Source organism: Litchfieldella rifensis (assembly GCF_042646605.1).
Lineage (GTDB): Bacteria > Pseudomonadota > Gammaproteobacteria > Pseudomonadales > Halomonadaceae > Litchfieldella > Litchfieldella rifensis.
Genome location: NZ_JBHRUG010000019.1, coordinates 375,428 through 395,344 on the forward strand (window position 1 = coordinate 375,428; position 19,917 = coordinate 395,344).

At 64.7% G+C, this 19,917-nt stretch carries 16 protein-coding genes; 13 read left to right on the forward strand and 3 right to left on the reverse strand.

Going from position 1 to position 19,917, the window contains the following annotated elements; all coding sequences use genetic code 11:
- Positions 1 to 14: 14 nt before the first annotated feature.
- From ACFOEV_RS11085 to ACFOEV_RS11130, 10 genes are all read left to right on the forward strand, one after another.
- Positions 15 to 1,586: a sigma-54 interaction domain-containing protein gene (locus ACFOEV_RS11085; protein WP_386773834.1), complete on the forward strand. Its 1,572-nt coding sequence runs from the start codon at positions 15 to 17 to the stop codon at positions 1,584 to 1,586.
- A complete protein-coding gene (vasI, locus tag ACFOEV_RS11090) occupies positions 1,583 to 2,242 on the forward strand; it encodes a type VI secretion system-associated protein VasI (protein WP_386773836.1) in 660 nt (219 codons plus the stop codon). The genes ACFOEV_RS11085 and vasI overlap by 4 nt, the downstream gene beginning before the upstream one ends.
- 11 nt (positions 2,243 to 2,253) lie before the next feature.
- Complete coding sequence (gene tssA / locus ACFOEV_RS11095; protein ID WP_386773838.1) at positions 2,254 to 3,699, forward strand: type VI secretion system protein TssA; 1,446 nt, start codon at positions 2,254 to 2,256, stop codon at positions 3,697 to 3,699.
- Positions 3,700 to 3,742: 43 nt separating this feature from the next.
- Positions 3,743 to 7,435 (forward strand): type VI secretion system membrane subunit TssM, encoded by a 3,693-nt coding sequence (gene tssM, locus ACFOEV_RS11100; protein ID WP_386773840.1) that lies wholly within the window; start codon positions 3,743 to 3,745, stop codon positions 7,433 to 7,435.
- Entirely contained in the window at positions 7,419 to 8,012 is a 594-nt protein-coding gene (locus ACFOEV_RS11105) for a GNAT family N-acetyltransferase (protein ID WP_386773842.1), read from the forward strand. Before tssM ends, ACFOEV_RS11105 begins: the two co-directional genes overlap by 17 nt.
- A 45-nt stretch (positions 8,013 to 8,057) precedes the next feature.
- Positions 8,058 to 8,345, forward strand: a complete 288-nt coding sequence (locus tag ACFOEV_RS11110; protein ID WP_386773844.1) for a type VI secretion system PAAR protein — start codon at positions 8,058 to 8,060, stop codon at positions 8,343 to 8,345.
- A gap of 2 nt (positions 8,346 to 8,347) precedes the next feature.
- On the forward strand, positions 8,348 to 10,393 hold the full coding sequence (locus ACFOEV_RS11115) for a type VI secretion system Vgr family protein (RefSeq protein ID WP_386773846.1): 2,046 nt from the start codon (positions 8,348 to 8,350) through the stop codon (positions 10,391 to 10,393).
- A complete protein-coding gene (locus ACFOEV_RS11120; RefSeq protein ID WP_386773848.1) occupies positions 10,393 to 11,313 on the forward strand; it encodes a DUF4123 domain-containing protein in 921 nt (306 codons plus the stop codon). The genes ACFOEV_RS11115 and ACFOEV_RS11120 overlap by 1 nt, the downstream gene beginning before the upstream one ends.
- 12 nt (positions 11,314 to 11,325) lie before the next feature.
- Positions 11,326 to 14,799 carry a toxin VasX gene (locus tag ACFOEV_RS11125; RefSeq protein ID WP_386773850.1) on the forward strand — a complete coding sequence of 1,158 codons (3,474 nt, stop codon included), beginning with the start codon at positions 11,326 to 11,328 and terminating at the stop codon, positions 14,797 to 14,799.
- Between the two features lie 527 nt (positions 14,800 to 15,326).
- Positions 15,327 to 15,944, forward strand: a complete 618-nt coding sequence (locus tag ACFOEV_RS11130) for a hypothetical protein (RefSeq protein ID WP_386773852.1) — start codon at positions 15,327 to 15,329, stop codon at positions 15,942 to 15,944.
- Between the two features lie 10 nt (positions 15,945 to 15,954).
- Here ACFOEV_RS11130 and ACFOEV_RS11135 read toward each other — a convergent pair whose 3' ends face one another.
- Both ACFOEV_RS11135 and ACFOEV_RS11140 read right to left on the reverse strand, forming a co-directional pair.
- Complete coding sequence (locus ACFOEV_RS11135) at positions 15,955 to 16,665, reverse strand: LrgB family protein (RefSeq protein ID WP_386773854.1); 711 nt, start codon at positions 16,663 to 16,665, stop codon at positions 15,955 to 15,957.
- The gene (locus ACFOEV_RS11140) at positions 16,658 to 17,032 is read right to left on the reverse strand and encodes a CidA/LrgA family protein (protein WP_386773856.1); all 375 of its coding nucleotides are present in this window, start codon (positions 17,030 to 17,032) and stop codon (positions 16,658 to 16,660) included. Before ACFOEV_RS11140 ends, ACFOEV_RS11135 begins: the two co-directional genes overlap by 8 nt.
- Before the next feature lie 160 nt (positions 17,033 to 17,192).
- Here ACFOEV_RS11140 and ACFOEV_RS11145 point away from each other — a divergent pair, with 160 nt between their 5' ends.
- The 3 genes from ACFOEV_RS11145 (at position 17,193) to ACFOEV_RS11155 (ending at position 19,328) form a co-directional block, all read left to right on the forward strand.
- Positions 17,193 to 17,654: an Hsp20/alpha crystallin family protein gene (locus ACFOEV_RS11145; RefSeq protein ID WP_386773858.1), complete on the forward strand. Its 462-nt coding sequence runs from the start codon at positions 17,193 to 17,195 to the stop codon at positions 17,652 to 17,654.
- Positions 17,655 to 17,687: 33 nt separating this feature from the next.
- Positions 17,688 to 18,104 (forward strand): Hsp20/alpha crystallin family protein, encoded by a 417-nt coding sequence (locus ACFOEV_RS11150; protein WP_386773860.1) that lies wholly within the window; start codon positions 17,688 to 17,690, stop codon positions 18,102 to 18,104.
- A 171-nt stretch (positions 18,105 to 18,275) separates the two neighbouring features.
- Positions 18,276 to 19,328, forward strand: a complete 1,053-nt coding sequence (locus tag ACFOEV_RS11155) for a class I fructose-bisphosphate aldolase (protein WP_386773886.1) — start codon at positions 18,276 to 18,278, stop codon at positions 19,326 to 19,328.
- A 91-nt stretch (positions 19,329 to 19,419) separates the two neighbouring features.
- Here the strand turns inward: ACFOEV_RS11155 and ACFOEV_RS11160 are convergent.
- Positions 19,420 to 19,917, reverse strand: a 498-nt coding sequence (locus tag ACFOEV_RS11160) for a transketolase-like TK C-terminal-containing protein (protein ID WP_386773862.1), incomplete at its 5' end; no start/stop codon positions are given.

The following is a 19,917-nucleotide window of genomic DNA, read 5'->3' on the forward strand; positions in this document are numbered from 1 at the left end:
CGAGGGCGATCGACATGAGCCAGGGCGAAAGGCGCCATCCCGCGGCGGCGAGCCTCGCGGGCATGGCGCTGGCCCTGTCGCTGGTCGAGAGCGCGACGCCTGCCGAGCTGCGCGAGCGCGGCAGCCGGATCCTGCGCGACAGCCAGGGGCTGGCGTGGGTGGAGTGCCTGTATCTGGAGGGCAGCGGCCGTTGGCTAGGCAGCGATGCCAGCGAGGCGCGCCTGGCCTGCGACGACTTCCGCCATCCCTACGCCCATGCCATTCGCAGTGGCGCGCCCTTGCGCCTCGGCCTCGTGGAGGCGCGCTCGCGGCTCGATCACCCGGACTTCCAGGCCCAGGTCGCCGCGCTGCCCGCGGCGATGCAACTGGAAGTTCGCCCCCTGCGGGCGTTGGACGGTGCGCGGGAATGGCTCGGCATCCTGGCCTTCGCCGCCCACCCGACGGCACTCGATGGGCTCCACCGCGATGGTGGCTTCGCCGCCTTCGAGTCGCTGCTGTGCCAGCTCTGGGCGCGCCTGTCGCGCCATCAGGGCGAGCGGCATCGCGAGGCCCGCCTGCAACAGTCGCTCGCGCAGCTCAATGACGGCGCGCGTCGCCAGGCGCTCAGCGAGCGCCTGGCCGGCGACCTGCTCGGCGGCTCGCCGGCCATGCAGGCGCTGCGCGGCCAGGTCGTGCGCGCCGCCGAGACCGGCCTGGCGGTGCTGCTGCAAGGCGAGACCGGCACCGGCAAGGACCGCGTGGCGCGCGCCATTCATCGCCTCTCGACACGCAGCGACAAGCCCTTCATGGCGATCAACTGTGCGGCGATTCCCGAGGCATTGCTCGAATCGGAACTGTTCGGCCATGCCAAGGGGGCCTTCTCCGGCGCCGACCAGGCGCGCGCCGGCCTGATCAGCCAGGCCGATGGCGGCACCTTGTTTCTCGACGAGATCGGCGACATGCCGCTGGCGCTGCAGGCCAAGCTGCTGCGGGTGCTGGAAAGCGGCCGCTACCGGCCGCTGGGGGCAAGCGAGGAGCGCTGCGCCGATCTGCGGCTGGTGGCGGCGACCCACCAGCCACTGCGCGAACGGATCCGCGACCAGCGCTTCCGTGCCGATCTCTATTACCGGCTGGGGCAGTTTCCCCTGTCGCTGCCGCCGCTGCGCGAGCGTCGCGAGGATATCGCGCCACTGGCCGAAGCCTTCGTCGTCGACTTCTGCGCCCGCGAGGGGCGCGACGAGGTGGGCATCACGCCCGCGGCCCTGCGCCAGCTGCGCGAGCGCGACTATCCGGGCAACGTGCGCGAGCTGAAGAACCTGATCGACTATGCCTGCGCCATGACCCGGCCGGGGGACGATATCGCGCCCATGGCCCTGCCCGACCAGGCCGAGCCGGAAACGCCCGAACCGGCGGGTAGCCATGCCGGCGACAACACGACGCGTGCGGTTGGCGACCTGCGTCAGGCGCTGCGCGAGTTCGAGGCCGAGCTGATCCGTCAGCGCCTGCTGCACTACGACGGCAACCGGGCGCTGGCCGCCGAGAGCCTCGGCTTACCCAAGCGGACCCTGGCACACAAGTGCCGACAGCTGGAACTGGATGCCAAATGAGTCTGACGTTCGGAATTCGCCCGGCGCTGTTGCTGTGCCTGGCCATGGGGCTGGGCCTCGAGAGCGGTGCACTGCTGGCCAACGAGGTTGCCCCCGGGCTGCTGGAGAATGCCCGCGAGTGCGCGCGACAGACGTCGCGCCTGGAGCGCCTGGGCTGCTACGACGCCCTGTTCCGGGTGCCCGAGGCGGTGCCGGACACCGGGGATCCGCGTCCGGCCCTGTGGCATGCCATTCGTGAGCAGGAGGCCGCCCGCGATGGCGACGACTTCGGGTTCCTGGTGAGCGAGGCCAATGGCGATGTGCTGATGAGCGCGCCGGCGCGTGGCACTTCGCCGCCGCGTCCGCTGCTGGTGATCAGTTGCGAGAAGGCCATCACCCGCTTTCAGCTGCATCTGTCGACCGCTTCGAATGCCCCGCGGACCCACCTGCGACTGACGGCCGCCGGCCGGGAGCTGGAGCAGGACTGGCGGATTCGCGATGGCGGCTACGTGATCAGCGGCGGGCGCGGGTTGCCGGCCATCGCGACCCTGCGTCAACTGCTGGATGGCCGTGAGCTGGAGCTGGGCAGCGACCTCGCCGAACTCGATGGCCTGCGCTTCGACCTGACCGGCCTGCGCGAGCGTATCCAGCCACTGCGCGACACCTGTCGTTGGTGAAGGAGGCGTCCATGCAGATCACCACCGAAGCGCACCTGGAACCCTTGCTGGCACCACTGGAGGCCGGCGTCGACGGCCAGCGAGTGGGGCGGCCCGTCGACGACAGCGCCGACTACGCCTGGCTCGACGAAGAAATGATGAAGATCGGCTCGCTGCAACACGGCACGGTCGACTGGGAGGGCGCCGAAACCCGCGCCGTGAGGCTGCTCAGCGAGACCGGCAAGGACCTCAAGGTGCTCGGTCATCTGCTGCACTGCCTGCAGCGCGGTGGCGATGGCGTGCGCTTCGCCCTGTCGTTGCACCTGCTGGCCGGCAGCCTCGAGCGGTGGTGGGACCAGGCCCACCCGGTTGGCGGTCCGCGTGGGGCCAGGGTTCGTCCGCGGCTGTTTCAACAGTTCACCCAGCGCGCGGTGACGCTCGCCGCGGCCTTGGATTTCAAGGCCGCCGAAGAGGAGCACGAGGCCTGCCAGGCCGCGCTCGAGGCGCTGCTGACGGTAACGCGGGCCCGGGAGCTTCCCGAGGATGCCCTGGTCGAGCTGCAGCGATGCTTGCAGGACGTCCGGCCACGGCACGACGCCCCACCGGCGCCCCCCTCCGCCACCGCGAGCGGTTCGGGCCCGGCGCCCGAGACGGCCGGCCGGGGTGGCACGGCGGCGACGGCGAAAATGCCGGAGATGCGCCTGGAAGCCGGTAACGAGCGGGGCAATCGCCAGACCTTGCTCAAGATGGCCGACTTCCTCAACGAACAAGCGCCGGGCGAGGCGTTGGGCTACCGACTGCGACGCCATGCGATCTGGGGCGCTATCCAGGCGCCACCGGCCACGCGGGACGGGGAGCGCACCGAGCTGGCGCCGGTCTCCGCCGACCGTGCCGCCGAATACCGCGACGCCCTGGCCCGCGGCGGCGACATCGAGCTGTGGCGACGCATCGAGAACAGCCTGGCGGTCAGCCCCTATTGGCTCGAGGGCCATCGGCTGAGCGCCACGCTCGCCAAGGCGCTGGGTCACGCGCGCTGCGCCGAGAGCATTCGCGACGAAGCGGCACGCTTCGTCGCGCGGCTGCCCGGCATCGAGTCGCTGACCTTCAACGACGGCAGCCCCTTCGTCGATGGCGAGACGCTGCGCTGGTTGCAAAGCGCCTCCTCCGGGACTGCGGGGATGGGGCATGGCGGAGGTGGCGATGCCTGGCAGACGGGCCTGGACGAGGCCCGCGAATGCCTGGCCACGGAAGGGCTCGAGGCGGCGCTGACGATACTGGACCGCGGGCTGGCCGCGGCCCGCTCGCCGCGCGACGACGCCTACTGGCGCCTGGCCAGTGCCGACCTGCTGCGCGAAGCGGGACTGGAAGCGCTGGCCCGACAGCATTATCGGGCGCTGCACCAGGCCGTGGCCGACATCGGATTGGAACTTTGGGAGCCGGGATTGTTGTCGCGGCTCGAGGCATCGCTCAAGGCATGAAATCGCTGATGAACACCATCGACAGGGACGAGGATACAGGCTCATGTGGAAAGGACTGAAGGCCGCGCTGGGCCGCTGGGTGCCCGGCGCCTCACGCGCACAAAGCAGCGCCAACCTGGCCAAGAGTCATGGCAACCTGGCCAAGAGTCATGGCAACCGGGCCAAGGGACTTGGCAACAAGGGCAAGGGCCTGGGCAAGCTGGGGGTCATGCTGTGGTGCCTGCTGGCCTTCGGCGTGGTCGTGGCCATCTGGTGGCTGGGGCCATTGTGGGAGATCCGCGACAGCCGCCCACTCGGTCCCTGGCTCAACCGCCTGTTGGCGACCCTGGTCCTGGCCACGCTGGTGGTGCTGGTGTGGGGCATGCGCCTGGCGCGACGGCTGCGCGATGTGAATGCGGAGCGCCAGCATGCCGAACGCCTGCAGCTCGATCCGACCCAGGCCAAGGTGGAACAGCAGGAGGCCACCCTCGATGCCACCCTGGCCGAGCTGGTCGATAGCCTGGGCGGCGGACAAGGGAGCCGCTATCGGCTGCCCTGGTACCTGGTGATGGGGGTCGAGAATGCCGGCAAGACCAGCTTGATCAACCGCTCCGGGCAGAACTTCGCCCTGACTCACGTCATGAAGGCCTCCGGACAGGGCAAGAAAGGCCAGTTCGGCTTCGACTGGTGGATCGGCGACAAGGCGGTGCTGATCGACCCGGATGGCGAGCTGCTGACCCAGGGCGCGATGGAGGGAGGCGAGCCCGTCGAGCTGCAGAGTCGGCTGTGGGATCATTTCGTCGACTGGCTGGAGCGCAATCGGCCACAGCGCCCACTGGACGGCGTGGTGCTGGTGCTCGACCTGGCGCGCTTGAGCGACGCCCGGGTGGCGGTGCGCAAGGCCTATGCCTCGCTGCTGCGGGCGCGCCTGCGCGAGCTGATGGAACGCCATGCCGCACGCCTGCCGGTCTACGTGACCTTCAGCAAGATGGACCTGCTGCACGGCTTCGACGACTTCTTCCGCCACTATTCCCGTGCCGCACGCCGCGCCCCTCTGGGCTTCACCTTCAGTCCCGCCTCGCTCGACCGACCCGGCCAGTGGGAAGAGGAATTCGCCGCGGCCTATGACGGCATGCTCGAGCGCCTCAACCGCAGCCTGCCATCGCTGCTCGCCGAATGTCGCGACCGTGAGGAGCGCGAATCGGTGTTCCGCTTCGTGCGCCAGCTGGCCGGCCTGCGCGACGTGCTGCTCGGCTTCCTGAGCGAGGCCCTGTCCAGCGACCGCTTCTCCACCGCGGCGATGGTGCGCGGCACCTACTTCACCTCGGTCTATCAGCAGGGGGTGCCCGAGGATCCCTTCGTCGATGCCGCCGCGCGCCGCTATGGCATGGCCGACAGTGTGCAGCCGGCCCATCGCGCGGCACGCAGTGCGCTGTACTTCACCGAGGAGCTGTTCGACAAGGTGATCTACCCCGAGGCGGGCCTGGCCGGCGACAACGCGCGGGCCGCCCGGCGCCGGCGTCGCGTGCGGCGTGCCAGTGTGCTGGCCTGTGTGTTCGGCGGTGCGGTGATCGTCGGCGGCTGGAGCCATTTCTATCAGAAGAACGCCGCGGCCCTCGCCTCGGTGGAAGGCAAGGCCGCGGACTTCCTCGCCGCCCAGCCGGCCGAACTGCGCAGTGACGACCCCACCGGCTATGCCCTGCTCGAGCCGTTGGACCGCCTGCGCAGCGCGACCTTCGAGTTCGGCGACTATCGCGATCATGTGCCCCTGCTCGCCGACATGGGACTCTATCAAGGCCGTTCGGTCGGTCGCGAGGTGGAAAGCGCCTATCTGGCGATGCTCGCGTACCACTTCCTGCCGGCGCTGATGGTCGGGATCATGGACGACATGAATCGCGCCGAGCCGGGCAGCAACGACAAGCTGGCGTTGCTGCGCGTGCTGCGCATGATGTCCGATGCCAGCGGCCGCCAGCCGGAACGGGTGCACGGTTTCATGGCCAACCGCTGGCAGCGCGAGTTCCCGCAACGCGGCAGCGTGCAGCAGCGACTGCTCGATCATCTCGACTACGCCCTGGCCTATACCGACCTGGAGGGCCAGGTCGCGGCGGGCGACCGGCATGCCGTCCAGGCCATGGCGTCGCTGCGCGGCAGCCTGCTGGCGGCCCAGGAAGAGCTGGGGCGTCAGCCGATGGCCGAGCGAGTCTACGCGACGCTCAAGGCCGGCAGCGACCGCCGCGGCGGTGCGATGCTGGACCTGCGTCAGGGCGTGGGGCCCGCCTTCAGTGCGGTGTTCATGGCGCGCAACGACGACCCCGCCGAGGTGCACATTCCCAGCCTGGTGACCCGCGACGGCTTCGAGGGCTATTTCCTGCAGGAGGTCGATCAGGCCACCGACCTGGCGCTGATCGACCTGTGGGTGCTCGGCCGGCGTGACGATATCGACTTCAGCGAGGCCGATAAGCGTCGTCTGCGCGATGCCCTGCGCGAGCGCTACGTCAGCGACTACCATGTGACCTGGCGCCAGGCGCTGGACAATGTCGAACTGGTGCCGATCCCCGACATCGACCAGGCGGTGGTGGTGATGGATACCCTGCTCGGCGCCAGCCGACCGCTGGACCGGCTGCTGAGCGAGGTCTCCCACCACACCCGGCTGTATCCGGAACTGCCCGCCGACGACGAGACGGCGCGACAGGCGCTCGAGCGTTCACCGCGCTATCGACTCGCCGGCGAGATCGAGCAGCATTTCGACGAGCTCAATGGCCTGCTCGTGGCGCGCGGCGACAATCCGGCCGATATCGCCGAGCTCAAGGATGCCATTGCCGAGCTGCGCGATTACCTGCGTCAGGTGCAGGGGGCGAGCGACCCGGGCCGCGCGGCCTTCGTCAGCGCCCGCGACCGCTTGGCGCTCAGCGGTGGCGATCCCATCCACAACCTGCAGCGCATCGCCGAGAGTACGCCCGCGCCGGTGGACAGCATGCTCGAGAGCCTCGCCGACCAGAGCTGGCAGCTGCTGATGGCCAGTGCCATTCGCCACCTCGAACGCCAATGGCTCGATGACGTGGTCGCGCCCTATCAGGATCGCCTGGCCGGTCGCTATCCCCTGGTACACGGGGCCACCCGCGATGTCGCCCTGGACGACTTCGAGGCCTTCTTCGCACCCGGCGGTACCCTCGACAGCTTCTATCAGGACAACCTGCGTCCCTTCATCGAGGAGGCGCCGGAGCAACTGCTCGACGCCGAGGGCAACTCGCTGCTGCGCGACAGCGTGCTCACGGCCGTCCAGCGTGCCGAACGCATTCGCGAGGCCTACTTCGATCGCGACGGCGTGCTCGACGTGGAGTTTTCCCTCGAACCGCTCAGCCTCAGCCCCGACAAGCGGCGCAGCGTGATCAGCGTCGATGGTCAGTTGATCGAGTACATCCACAGTGCCAGCCGCCGCGTGTCGATGATCTGGCCCAATGCCCTGCGCAGTGGCAACGAAAGCCGCGTGACCCTGGTGCCCAGTACCGTGAACCGCTCCCCGCGAAGCCTGCGTCACGATGGGGCCTGGGCCTGGTTCCGTCTGCTCGACGAGGCCGATATCACCGGCGCCAGCGAGCGCGAACTGGAGCTGCGTTTCCATGTCGACGGCGGCACGATGCGTTATCGGTTGCGCGCCGATGGCACACGCAATCCCTTTACCCGCCCGCTGGTGTCCGGCTTCCAGTTGCCCACCGCACTGTATGCCGAAGGAGGTGCCGATGCTGACGACGCTTAAGCGCCTGCTGGGGGGCGAACGGAAGGGCGGGGGCGCTTCGCCCACGCGCCTGTCGGCCAGCGACAGCGAGGCGCGTGGGCTGGAAGCGGCACAGCAGGATGATATCGAGCGCTTCCTCGAAGCGGCACGCCGCGCCGATGCCCAGGGACACTCTCCCTGGGTGCTGCGCGACGCCGCGCGCCTCGACACTCTGCGCCGTGCGCTGGAATTCACCGTGCATCGAGGCCTGTGGCTGCAGCGCGACGGCGAGCGGGTCGCGCACTGGCAGGGCCGTTTGCTGGCGCTGCGCCATGGTGAAGGGCCGCCGCTGGGCATGCTGCTGGCCTGCCGCCCCGATGACGAGGCCGCCTGGCAGCTGCGCTTCTTCTTCATCGAACCGCAGTGGCAGGGCAGCGGTCACGGCGCGCGACTGTTGCTGGCCGCACGCCGCAGCCTGAGTGGCACACCGCTGCATACCCGCTTGCCGGTGATCTGCGAGGCGGCGATTCATAGCCTGGAAGCCGCCGGCTTCCAGCGCATGCATGTCGATGCGGCCGAGGTGGCCAGCTTCGAGGCCCCGGCCCAATGGCACAGGTGAGAAGCGGTCTGCCGCAGTACCGCACACGACATAGGAGGACGATGGATGGGACGCAAGCTCGTACTCGTGGGAGACATCGGCACCGATCACGATGGTTTTCCGCCCACGCCGGTGACCGCCGGCAGCCCCTCGGTGATGATCGACGGCAAACCGGTGGCACGCCTGGGCGATCCCCTGGCACCGCATGACAAGCCGGATAATTCGACGCACCCACGCGCCATCGCCGAGGGCTCGGGCAGCATCCTGATCGACGGCAAGCCGGCGGCCCTGACCGGTCATGCGGTGAGCTGCGGCGGGGTGGTGATCGGTTCCGCCACTGGCGAAGGGAGTTGACCATGGCCAACCGCACCGGACTGCAGTTCACGCTCGCGCTTGCCGGGCACGATGCGCTCGACCTGGCGGTGGTCGACTTCCGCTTGGAAGAGGCCCTGTCGCAGCCGTTTCATCTCCGGATCGATGTCGCCAGCCGCGACCCGGACCTGGCGCCCGATGCCTTCCTCGACCGCGAACTGACCCTGACCGTATGGCAGGCCGGCGAGCCGCTGCGCCGAGTGCATGGCATCGCCGTCGAGTTCCACCGCGGCGACCGTGGCCACCGCCGCACCCGCTACACGCTGGTGATTCGCCCGGCGTTGTGGCGCCTGTCGCTGCGCCACAATTCGCGGATCTTCCAGCAGGTCTCGCCGCTCACCATCATCAATACCCTGTGCGAGGAACGCGGCATCACCGATGTCGCCTTCGCCGTGACCCGCGAGCCACTGGCGCGTGAATATTGCGTGCAGTACCGCGAGACCGACCTGGCCTTCCTCGAGCGGCTGGCCGCCGAAGAGGGGTGGTGCTACTTTCACGAGTTCGAGGATACGAGCGGCGGTGCCCATCGGCTGGTATTCGCCGATGCCCCCCAGGTGCTGACCCAGCTCGGTGAACGCACCTACCATTCGCGTGCCGGCGGCAGCGCACCCCAGCGGCATGTGCGGCGCCTGACCCAGGTATCGCGGGTGGCGCCCGCCTCGGCGACGCTCAAGGACTACAGCTTCAAGCAGCCCGCCTATGCGCAGCTCCACGAGCACCAGGCCGACGGCCTGGAGGGGCATGCCCAACGGGCGGATTACGAGCACTACGACTACCCCGGCCGCTACAAGGCCGATGCCTCGGGCGAGGCCTTCACCCGCATTCGCCTCGAATCCTTGCGCCACGATGCGGTGACGGCCGAGGCCCAGAGCGATCTGCCGGAACTGTTGCCGGGCGCGCGCTTTGCCCTCGCCGACCACGACGTGGCGAGCCTCAACCGCGACTGGCAGGTGGTCTCGGTCGTCCACCACGGCGAACAGCCCCAGGCCCTGGAAGAGGACGGCTTCACCGCCAGCGACCGAGAAGGCATGACCCGCTACCACAACGAGCTGGTGCTGACGCCGGGGGATGCTGCCTGGCGCCCCGTGCCCACCCCCAAGCCACGGGTCGACGGCCCGCAGGTGGCCTTCGTGGTCGGCCCCGCGGGCGAGGAGATCCACTGCGACGCCCACGGCCGGGTCAAGTGCCAGTTCCGCTGGGATCGCTATGCCGCCCCCGATGACACGGCGAGCGCCTGGATTCGTGTCTCCCAGGGCTGGGCCGGGGGCGGTTACGGCATGATGGCGATTCCGCGGATCGGCCACGAGGTGATCGTCTCGTTCCTGGAAGGCGACCCCGACCAGCCGCTGATCACCGGGCGCACCTTTCATGCGGTCAACACCCCGCCCTACGCACTGCCCGAGCACAAGACGCGCACCGTGCTGCGCACCCAGACCCACCAGGGCGAGGGCTTCAATGAGCTGCGCTTCGAGGACGAAAAGGACCGGGAGCAGATCTGGCTGCATGCCCAGAAAGACCTGGAGCTGCTGACCGAGAACGACCGCACCGAGGAGATCCGCAACGACAGCCACCTCAAGGTGGCCCGCGACCGTATCGGTGAGATCGATCGCGATGAGCACCTGACCGTGCACGGCCAGCGCCACACCCAGATCGACGGCGACGATCACCTGATCGTCGATCAGACCCGTCACGAGAAATACGGTCGTGCCCACCTCATCGAAGCCGGCAACGAGGTGCACCACAAGGCCGGCATGAAAGTGGTGATCGAGGCCGGGGCCGAGATCACCCTCCAGGCCGGCGGCAGCTTCGTCAAGCTCGACCCCAGCGGCGTGACCATCGTCGGCCCCAGCGTCAAGATCAACTCCGGCGGCAGCCCCGGTAGCGGGACGGGGCAAGCGGCTCAGGGGCCCAAAGTGCCGGGGGAAGTGGAGGCCGCGCCGCAGTTCACACCGGTGAAAGCGCCGCAGCATGCAGCGTTGCTGCAGCAGCAGGCGCTATGTCCGGTATGTGAATCAGGAAGTGATGGCTGATGAGCATGATCGAACGCTGGCCTCTGACACAGGGATTATTGGGTGGAGACTGGATTTGGCCTATCGAGCATCAGGTCTACCTGATGCTCGACGGCGTTCGGGTGCCAGAGCTGCCGCGCAAGCTCTATGAGTGGTCCGATGGTCGCTTGAACGCGGACCTGCTCTATGCCGGCACGCCGTGGGCCGAGGTCAAGGATGTCTCACCGTGGCTGGTGCAACTCGCAGGCCATGACGATCCAGTGCTGCAGCATTTTTTGGAAGAGGGCCTCGAAGGCGAGTGGGGGTATCTCATGGCTTGTCAGGCAGACTTGGGCGAGACAGCCGATCACCTGAAGAGTCTGATTCAGGTCCGCCATCCCGCCAATGTTCCTATGTTGCTTCGACTGGCCGACCCTGCCGTCATCACGGCTCTTTTGACAGAGGGCAGTTCCTCGAGCCAACTGCCTTGGGGACCCATCGAACAGTTAATCGTACCGGATGCCGTGTCTGGAGAATGGCGAAGCTGGTCACCAGAGAGTTCCACGGCACTGCCTCCGAAAATCGATCCAACCGGATATCAACTAACCGAGACTCAGGTTCAGCGCTTGAAAACCTGTGATCTGCGCCGTGATATCCGCCATTTGATGGGATTCGTCGATGAGTACTGTCCGGGGTGGCTGTTGATATCGAGCGATGCGGAGCGTTATGCACGTTTGGCTGAGATTGTGCACCAGGGGCGAGAAATGGGATTTTCCTCGCTCCGGGAGTGGGGATTGCTGTGCACTCTGATGGCACGTCTGCAGGTCACGTCATTGGATATGGCGCTATTGCCTGATGGCGTACATACCCCTCTGCTCGATACTTCCCAGAATAGCGGGCTTGCACGCTTGAAGGCCGCCCTGGCGGCGGTACCCACTGGACAACCTAACGCCACGACATAGGGAGCATGTCACATGTCATCTTTTGAGCGCCCCGCTGACGATCGTGATAATGGCGAACTGGCAGCCCATGAATTGCCATGCCGGGATAGTGAGGAAGGCGCTACCTGTCCTCTGTTGAATGGTAAGGTGCAACTGCTGCCGCTGCGCTATGGCCTGATCGAGGAGTTGGAGCCAGGGTGCTCGACTCCTTACACCTTGAGCGCGCGTCCTCTTGGTATTCGCCTGCTGCGTAACGGCTATCTTTATGTGCTCGATGGTGGGACCAACGAGCTCGACGAATACGAGTTCCGTGACCAAGGCGATACGATTACCGGCGGTAAGCTCGAGTACGAGACGGATCGAACACTCTACGTCTGCTTCTCCGAAGTGCCGTGGACGGACGCCAAGCGTGCCCAGGTGATGGAGAGCGAGGCGGATCGCGATGCCTTCATGCAGGCGGTAGATTTGTCCGGCGCCAATCCTGTATCCGGTGGGGGCGAACACTTAATCACTACGGCCCAGGCGGAAGAGTGGGTGGCCGAGTTTGCCGAAGATGCCCAGCTCGAGGTGCCTGAGACTGGCTATGAGCACGAGGCGCAGCCCTATCTCTGGGAGAACGAGCCCTACTATCACAAGACGCGGCTGGGCAAGCTGCTCAAGCAGCATGATGTGGAGGATCGTGACGAGGCTCTGTGCCTGGTCGTGCGCGACGATATCGGCGTGATGCGCGACCTGGCCCAGTTCCAGGACAATGTAGTGGAGTGGGTGGCCACCTGGGCAAATGAGAACGAAGGACGTACGGAGCGCGATTACCTGCTGGGCTGTTACATCGAGTCGCTTTCCCAGTTGAAGGCAACCTCACTGAATGACCTTCGTCAGGTGTCGGAAGATCCGGGCGTCCAGGCCATGTGGGACGAGGTCGCCGCGATGGAGGAGCCCCGACAGGGAGAAGTTCGTCAGGCCCTACTCGATTTCCTCAATCGGGACAGCAACACCGGCGAACTGCCGCAGCCCTCCGACCCAGACTTGCCGGCCGAACTCAAGGAACGCCTGAGAGGGATACGTGGCGAGGCGGACCGCACCAATGTCTACGAAATCGTCAATCGGTTGCAGGGAGAAGTACGCCGCTACTATGTCGAGGATAGCCTCAGCGAGAGTCTGGGGGCCGACTTCGTGGATCGGCATGGCGACGCACTGCTCTCCATGAAGCGGCAGCACAACGAGCGGCTCAGGGCCATGCTGGAAGGCAGCAAGATCGGACAGCGAGGCATCAACGAGCTGATCGACCGGGAGCGTATGGATGTCTTCCTCGCCGAGCAGCGTCCCCGGCTGCAACGCTGGAATGCCCTGCTTGACGCCTTGTCCGATGATCGCGCCGATATGCTGTGCAGCAAGCGGTTCCATACCGCCGCCTGGTACTTCGATGCGCAGGACGAGCAGCAAGTACATGACGCCTTTAAAGCTCAGTATGGCTGCCTGAAGGATATCTGCCGTAGCGACGAGGCGACCGAGCAGGTGGCCGATTGGCTGGAGGAATCCCCGCACTACGATCGACCACTGTTCCATACTCTGCCACTCGCCGACCAGAGTGACTACATCGGCCAGTACTCGACGATCGCTAATGCCGGCTATGGCACAGTGCTCAAGTTCGATGATCTGCGCAGTGAACTCAACTCGCTAGAGTCGGGGCAGCTGCCGGCGGTGGATGAATTGCCCGATAACACCCAGGTCATCGCCGAGGGCGCCCACCAGACCCTGGCGCCGGCAATCTCGCGAGGCATCGCCCAGGTCATGGACGAGTTCTATCAGGGCATCAACCGCAACACTATGCCCAACCTGGAGGAGCTATTTCGGCGCCTTCCCAAGGCGCTACCCGCGAGGATACTCGACGCCGCCCATCGTACGGGCGCCAGTTTCGTCGTGGAATCTGGCGCGAAACTGGATAGCTTCCATCGTACCATGCAGCGTGTCATTGCTTTACGAGAAGAGCTTGACCGAATCAGAAAACGCCGCGACAGAGTCAAGAAAACCGCCGGACACCGGTCACCAGAAGCCAAGACACTGCTTGAAGACTTCAAGCGCCTACGTCATGAGTTGCAGACGATACATGAGCCAGAGCTTGCGCGTGCATTAAGCCCGATCGAGGAACTCCCCGAGGACGGTGTCCGTATCGCCGGTGCCGCTCCTGGGCGTGCCGGTTTGACATTGGTGCTGCCAGCGGCTCAGCAGGCGGAAGTGGGTGGGTTAGTACGCAATTTCCGGCAGGGGATTGCCAAGGCGCCTAAGGTTAACCTGGTGGGAGATGGGTTGGGACTATTGGTCTTTGTGGCACAGTTGTCCACACTATCTCGAGCAGTAGGAGATTTATGGAGGCAGGTCAACACAGACGAAAACATTAAAATAACACCCTTTTTAACAAGCCTGGCTTCTACAGGAAGTGCTGGCTTTCTTGCCGTTCAAGGTATTATGGATACCGCCCTAAGTGTCAGAACAAAAGCTCTGACAAATGCTTTGAATATCCTTGGCGCCCAAAGTGTGGCCACCTCTTTGGGGAAACTTCACGTTCGTCTTGGTTTCGCAGCATACTTCACAGGGTTTTTTGCGTCTTATTCGAGCTTGAATAGTCGTATTGGTGACTGGCAGGAGGCAGTGCGAAGCGGTAATCGCAGTGCTCAGAGTGCCGCCATGGCGAGTATGGTAGGTGCCGGTGGTATGTTGGGTGCCAATGCCTATGGGCTGGTCAATACCCTCCATGCAGGTGCTTCAGTGGCTTTTCGTGGCGTCGAATGGGCCACTGCCGGTGCCCGCTTGGGTACGGTGTTCTGGCGTTTCAATCTCGCCGGGGCGCTGTTTACCGTGCTCGAGCTGGGAGGGAGCTGGCTGTATAACCGTTACAGCACCAGCAGCCATGATGACTGGCTGCTCACCACGCCCTGGAGCCAAGAGTCAGAACGAATCAATGATGCCTCGCTTGAAGAATATCAGATGCGACTCCAGGCGATTGCACTGGCGCCCAAGATCACCGTAAACATCGAGGAGTTCGAGAGCTGGTGGAAGAATCGGCTCGAAGGGCCAAAGTCGGTGGATTTCGATCTCAGTCTTCCTTCCATCGGCTTGCAGGACCTTGTCGCGCTTTTTGGCGGTAAGCCGTCATATACCCTGTCGCTGGCCTGCTATCAGGTGCGCTCGAACGCAGGACCAGGTCCTAGAGAATTCTGGTATCCCGCGACCAGTCAAATTGATCGTCAACTCGATCTGGAAGATGAGGCGCCTCTGACCCTGGGCTTTCCCAGGCCGGAGCCGGTGGGCGAGGGAGACTGGCGCTACCATAATACCGTCATGGCGATACGGGTCGAGAGCCTCAGTAGCGATGGACGTTATCAGCCCAACGATTACTATATTCGATTTTCCCTCTCGGGAGGTGAGGGTGTCTATACGCCATCGGAAGAGATCGTGCGTGGCGAACCGGCAGCCTGGCAGGAAATCGATCCACTTCTTCTCACTTGATTCAAGGCATCAATATGGCAGCTAACGAGCCCCAGACACCCCGACCCGATATTCGCCAGCCTCGCCGGGCTGGGGATAGCGACGCCTTTCCCGGTGGTAAGGTCAACTATCTCTCGCCTGTACCTCTGCCCACCGGATCTGCTCCACTAGATTTTAACCAAGCCATTGGCGAAGTGAATGATGCCTATCTAGATTTCGGCGGAAGCCTCCCCACCCCCTTTAACTGGCAGCTTACACTAGGCGGGCCTTTCACTGGTTTTTTAATGTTGGCTTTTCTTCTCCCTCTTGTGGGGGGGGGGCTAGTTGGTCTGTATGGCAAAGATTTAGATGCATTTTTCTTGGTGGCGGCCGCCCTTTTTAATGAAGCATTTGGCTTGGCTTTAGGAACATGCCTCTTTGCTCTTTGTTTAGCATTAGCCATTAAATTCCAGTATCACTTTAAATTCCGCAAGGATGTCCCCACCCGCTTCCATCGCCAGCGCCGTGAAGTCGCCTATCAGCCTGGCGGGGGCAAGCCACCAATCATCGTGCCCTGGGAAGCCGTCGCGGCTTGGGTCACCCAAGCCCAAGGGGTGACTCAATATGGCGTGCAACGCCAGTATGGCCTGGGGCTCGGTTTTATCGATCCCGAGACGGGGCAGCAGAATTTCCTCGAATTGCCGCAACCCGGCCTGCCGCTGGCGATGGGGCTATGGGAGTCGGTGCGGGCCTATATGGAATATGAGGTCCACACCCGCGAGGAGATTCAGGATCCGCACGGCCTGCAACGCCCCGGTGATCCACCCTACGAGGGCGTGCATACCTTCCACAACGCCCGGGCGCGACTGCATCGTCGCCACCGCGAGGGCGAGATCGGCCTGTTCAAGGTCACGATGTGGTACCTGTGGCATATTCTCGACCTGTGGACGATTCCCTTCCATCTCGCTGAATGGGAGATCCGTGCCATCCAGAAGGCGGGGCGCAAGACCCTGCCGGTGAGCCTCGATGCCTGGTCGCAGCCGCTACCCGAGAGCGAATGGGCTCAGCCCAGTGGGGAGCTGAAGCGGTTGTCCGCCAAGGTCAAGGCGCTGCACGAGCGGAACCCGCAGCGGCCGATCACCGAGGTCTTTGCCGAGGTTTACGAGCAGGAGAAGCTGACGGCCTGATCCATCATTTTTATAACCCCAGCACCCGCCACGCCAGCGGCAAAAACAACGCGGTGAAGATGCCGGTGAGGCCCATGCCGAGCGAGGCGAAGGCGCCGGCGGTGGGGCCGAGCTCGAAGGCGCGTACGGTGCCGATGGCGTGGCCGTTGACGCCGAGCACGAACCCCAGCACCCGTTGATCGGTGATCTTCATGTACTTGGCCAGCAAACTGACGCCGGTGGTGGCCATCACCCCGGTAATCAGCAGGCCGCCCATCATCAGCGGGATGGAGCCGCCGATCTGCTCGGTGATGCCGATGGCGATAGGGGCGGTGACCGACTTGGGTGCCAGTGAGGCCAGCACCTGGGGGGAGGCGCCTAGGGCCCAGGCCAGGGCCACGGAGTAGAGGGCGGCGAGCATGGCCGCGGGTGGCAGGCTGATCAGGATCGGCCGCCACAGGACGCGGATATGATGCTTCTGCTGATACAGCGGCACGCCCAGGGCTACCGTGGCCGGGCCGAGAAGCAGCGTCAGCCAGCCGGCGCCGCGCCGGTAGTCGGTGTAATCGATGGCAAGCAGCCATAGGGCAGCGGCTGTCAGCAGGGCGGCGAGCAGCACGGGTGGGCACCAGCTTGGCCGGCCAAGCCTTTCGAACGCTTTGAGGCCGGCGAGATAGGCGGCCAGGGTCAGAGCGATGGCCAGGATGGGCGTGTTCAGCAGATGGTCGTGCAACTCACTCATTCGGGGCGGCCTCGGATGTCGCTTCCACGCCGGGCATGAAGCGCCGCATCAACCACAGGGTGGTCAGTACGCTGAGCAGGGTGCCGACGACCAGGGCGACCGCCACCGCCAGCCAGTGGCCGGCGAACTCATCGGCAATAAAGAAGATCCCGACCACGCCGGGCATGATCAACATCGCCAGCAGGCGGATCAGCGCTTGGCTGGCGATGGCAATATCGTTATTGAGCCGCCCACGCCCCATCAGCCAGGCGGTGATCAGCAACATGCCGGCAACGCCATGGGAGATCGGCAGGTGCAGGAGCGTTACCAGGATATCGCCAAGTAGCAGAAAGCCGAGCAGCCATAGGAAGCCACGCAATATCGACATGATCGTCCTTAATCGGATCGTTCTTGACCGGGGGCTTGAAAATCGTCGCGTCGTACCTATTTTCCAGGTACGGGACCTGGGTGAGCGAAAGGCTCAAGGTACCGCGGTTAGAGGTGACCCGCAAAACTGATGACCTGTCATAGCGTAGGAGGTGTTCGATATGTTCGGAGATCTCAGGCGTTTCGATACCAACCAGTCCCAAGGCCTGGACTGGTTCCAGCAATTCCTGGATGAGTTCTTCCCGGAGTCCTGGGCGGCGGATATCCGCTCGGTGCCGCGCGGCAGCTTTCCGATGATCAATGTCGGCCGTACCGATGACGCGATCCGCGTCTATGTGTTTGCGGCTGGCTTGTCCAGCGACGATCTCGAAGTCAATGTCCAGGACAACGTGCTGTCCTTGAAAGGGAAGCGCGAGACCGTGGCACCGGCGCCGCAAGGCGAAGGCAAGCGTCCTTACTTCCGTCGTGAACGGTTCGATGGTGAGTTCGCGCGTTCGATCGCACTGCCCGATGGACTGGATGTCGATCGTGCCGAGGCACGCTTCCACGATGGCGTCTTCGAGGTGCTGTTGCCCAAGCGCGAGGAGCTCAAGCCCCGGCGGATCGATATTCAGGCAGCGTGATGAATGGGGATAGGATAGAGGAGGTGAATTGTCATGAGCGATGTCACCAAGCGTGAATCATCCCAGGATGTCACCAAGCGTGAATCCTCTCAGGATATCGCGGCCCGTGAGCGGAAGGACAACGCCTTGCTGCCGCCAGTGGATATCTACGAGGAAGGCGATGCCCTGCATGTGCTGGCCGACATGCCGGGCGTGACTCGCGACGGGCTGCATATCGAGGTGGATAACAACATACTCAGCCTCGAGGGCGAGATCCGGATCGATATGCCGGAAGGCATGTCCGCGACCTACGCGGAAGTACGGGCTCAGCGTTACGCCCGCCGTTTCACGTTGAGCCACGAAATCGATACCGAGGCCATCGAGGCGCGGGTCGATAACGGCGTATTGCACCTAGTGTTGCCGAAGAAGGAAACACACCGCAGTCGTCGTATCGAAGTTCGAGCGGCCTGACCGCTCAGCGGCTGGGTGGTTTAGCCTGTCGGGCGCTCCCGCTGTCTGGGGGCGCCTTTCTTGTGGGACGCTCCAGGGAGCGCACGACCCTTGCTTTCGGGGCTCATCATTGCGAAATTCTTCCACTACGCTGAGGGAACGGAACCCAACCCAAAGGAAGAGGGCACGATGATGACGGATATTGCCAAACTGCTGGGCGAAGAGGCTGATAGCCTGCTCAATCACACCTGTGAGGGAATTCGTCGCGAATCCCTGCATTTGCCCGGCCCGGACTTCATCGACCGGGTGGTGGCAGATAGCGACCGTAGCCCCGCGGTGCTGCGCAATATGCAGGCACTGTTCAATCATGGCCGTCTGGCCGGCACCGGCTACCTGAGCCTGCTGCCGGTGGATCAGGGCATCGAGCACTCGGCGGGAGCCTCCTTCGCCCCGAACCCGATGTATTTCGATCCCAAGAATATCGTCGAGCTGGCCATCGAGGGGGGTTGCAACGGCGTGGCTTCGACGCTGGGGGTACTGTCGTCGGTGGCGCGGCGCTATGCCCACCGGGTCCCGATGATACTCAAGCTCAATCACAACGAGACCCTGAGCCTGCCGGCCATGTACGACCAGACGTTGTTCGCCGAGGTGGAGCAGGCTCACGACATGGGCTGCGTGGCGGTCGGCGCGACCATCTATTTCGGCTCGCCGGAGAGCCGTCGGCAGATCATGGAGATCAGTGAGGCCTTCGAACGGGCTCATCAACTGGGGATGGCCACGGTACTGTGGGCTTACCTACGTAATCCGCAGTTCAAGAAGGAGGGTAAGGACTACCATGTGGCTGCCGACCTGACCGGTCAGGCCAATCACCTGGCGGCGACGATCAAGGCGGATATCGTCAAGCAGAAGCTGCCCGAGAACAATGGCGGCTACCGCGATATCGGTTTCGGCCACACCAACGACAAGGTCTACAGCGAGCTGACCTCCGACCATCCCATCGACCTTGCCCGCTATCAGGTCGCCAATTGCTACATGGGCCGCGCCGGGCTGATCAATTCCGGCGGTGGTTCCAAGGGGCATTCCGACCTCGGCGAAGCGGTGCGCACCGCGGTGATCAACAAACGCGCCGGTGGCATGGGGCTGATTTCCGGACGCAAGGCGTTCCAGAAGCCGATGAAGGACGGGGCAGAGCTGTTGAACGCCATCCAGGACGTGTATTTGTCGCCGGATGTCACCATTGCTTGAGGAAGGGCTAATGGACTGCCGTTAGGCACAGCGCGCAACGAAAAAGGGCACGGCTCATGCCGTGCCCTTCTTGTGTCTACGGGCGTGACGCTTATTCGGCGGTGCCGTTCAGCAGTTGCTCGGCGTGTTCGACGACATTGTCGACGGTGAAGCCGAAGTGCCTGAACAGGTCGCCGCCCGGCGCCGACTCGCCGAAGCCGTCCATGCCGACGATGCGCCCATCGAGGCCCACGTACTTGTACCAGTAGGCGTAGTGGCTGGCTTCGATGGCCAGGCGCCGGGTCACATTGGCCGGCAGCACCGCCTCGCGGTAGCTGGCGGGTTGGGCGTCGAAGGTGTCGGTGGAGGGCATCGACACCACGCGCACCGCCTTGCCCTTGGCGGCGAGCGCTTCGGCGGCGTCCATCGCCAGGCCGACCTCGGAACCGGTGGCGATCAGGATCAGCTCGGGCGTGTCCTCGCTGTCCTTGAGGATGTAGCCGCCGCGCTCGATCTCGGCCAGCTGCCGCTGGGTGCGCGGCTGGTGCGGCAGGGTCTGGCGCGACAAGACCAGCGCGGTGGGCGCGCCATGGCGCTTGAGCGCGGCCCC

Coding starts and splice junctions, on each gene's coding strand:
- ACFOEV_RS11085 (WP_386773834.1), top strand. CDS start 15: ATGAGCCAGGGCGAAAGGCGCCATCCCGCGGCGGCGAGCCTCGCGGGC.
- vasI (WP_386773836.1), top strand. CDS start 1,583: ATGAGTCTGACGTTCGGAATTCGCCCGGCGCTGTTGCTGTGCCTGGCC.
- tssA (WP_386773838.1), top strand. CDS start 2,254: ATGCAGATCACCACCGAAGCGCACCTGGAACCCTTGCTGGCACCACTG.
- tssM (WP_386773840.1), top strand. CDS start 3,743: ATGTGGAAAGGACTGAAGGCCGCGCTGGGCCGCTGGGTGCCCGGCGCC.
- ACFOEV_RS11105 (WP_386773842.1), top strand. CDS start 7,419: ATGCTGACGACGCTTAAGCGCCTGCTGGGGGGCGAACGGAAGGGCGGG.
- ACFOEV_RS11110 (WP_386773844.1), top strand. CDS start 8,058: ATGGGACGCAAGCTCGTACTCGTGGGAGACATCGGCACCGATCACGAT.
- ACFOEV_RS11115 (WP_386773846.1), top strand. CDS start 8,348: ATGGCCAACCGCACCGGACTGCAGTTCACGCTCGCGCTTGCCGGGCAC.
- ACFOEV_RS11120 (WP_386773848.1), top strand. CDS start 10,393: ATGAGCATGATCGAACGCTGGCCTCTGACACAGGGATTATTGGGTGGA.
- ACFOEV_RS11125 (WP_386773850.1), top strand. CDS start 11,326: ATGTCATCTTTTGAGCGCCCCGCTGACGATCGTGATAATGGCGAACTG.
- ACFOEV_RS11135 (WP_386773854.1), bottom strand. CDS start 16,665: ATGAGTGAGTTGCACGACCATCTGCTGAACACGCCCATCCTGGCCATC.
- ACFOEV_RS11140 (WP_386773856.1), bottom strand. CDS start 17,032: ATGTCGATATTGCGTGGCTTCCTATGGCTGCTCGGCTTTCTGCTACTT.
- ACFOEV_RS11145 (WP_386773858.1), top strand. CDS start 17,193: ATGTTCGGAGATCTCAGGCGTTTCGATACCAACCAGTCCCAAGGCCTG.
- ACFOEV_RS11150 (WP_386773860.1), top strand. CDS start 17,688: ATGAGCGATGTCACCAAGCGTGAATCATCCCAGGATGTCACCAAGCGT.
- ACFOEV_RS11155 (WP_386773886.1), top strand. CDS start 18,276: ATGACGGATATTGCCAAACTGCTGGGCGAAGAGGCTGATAGCCTGCTC.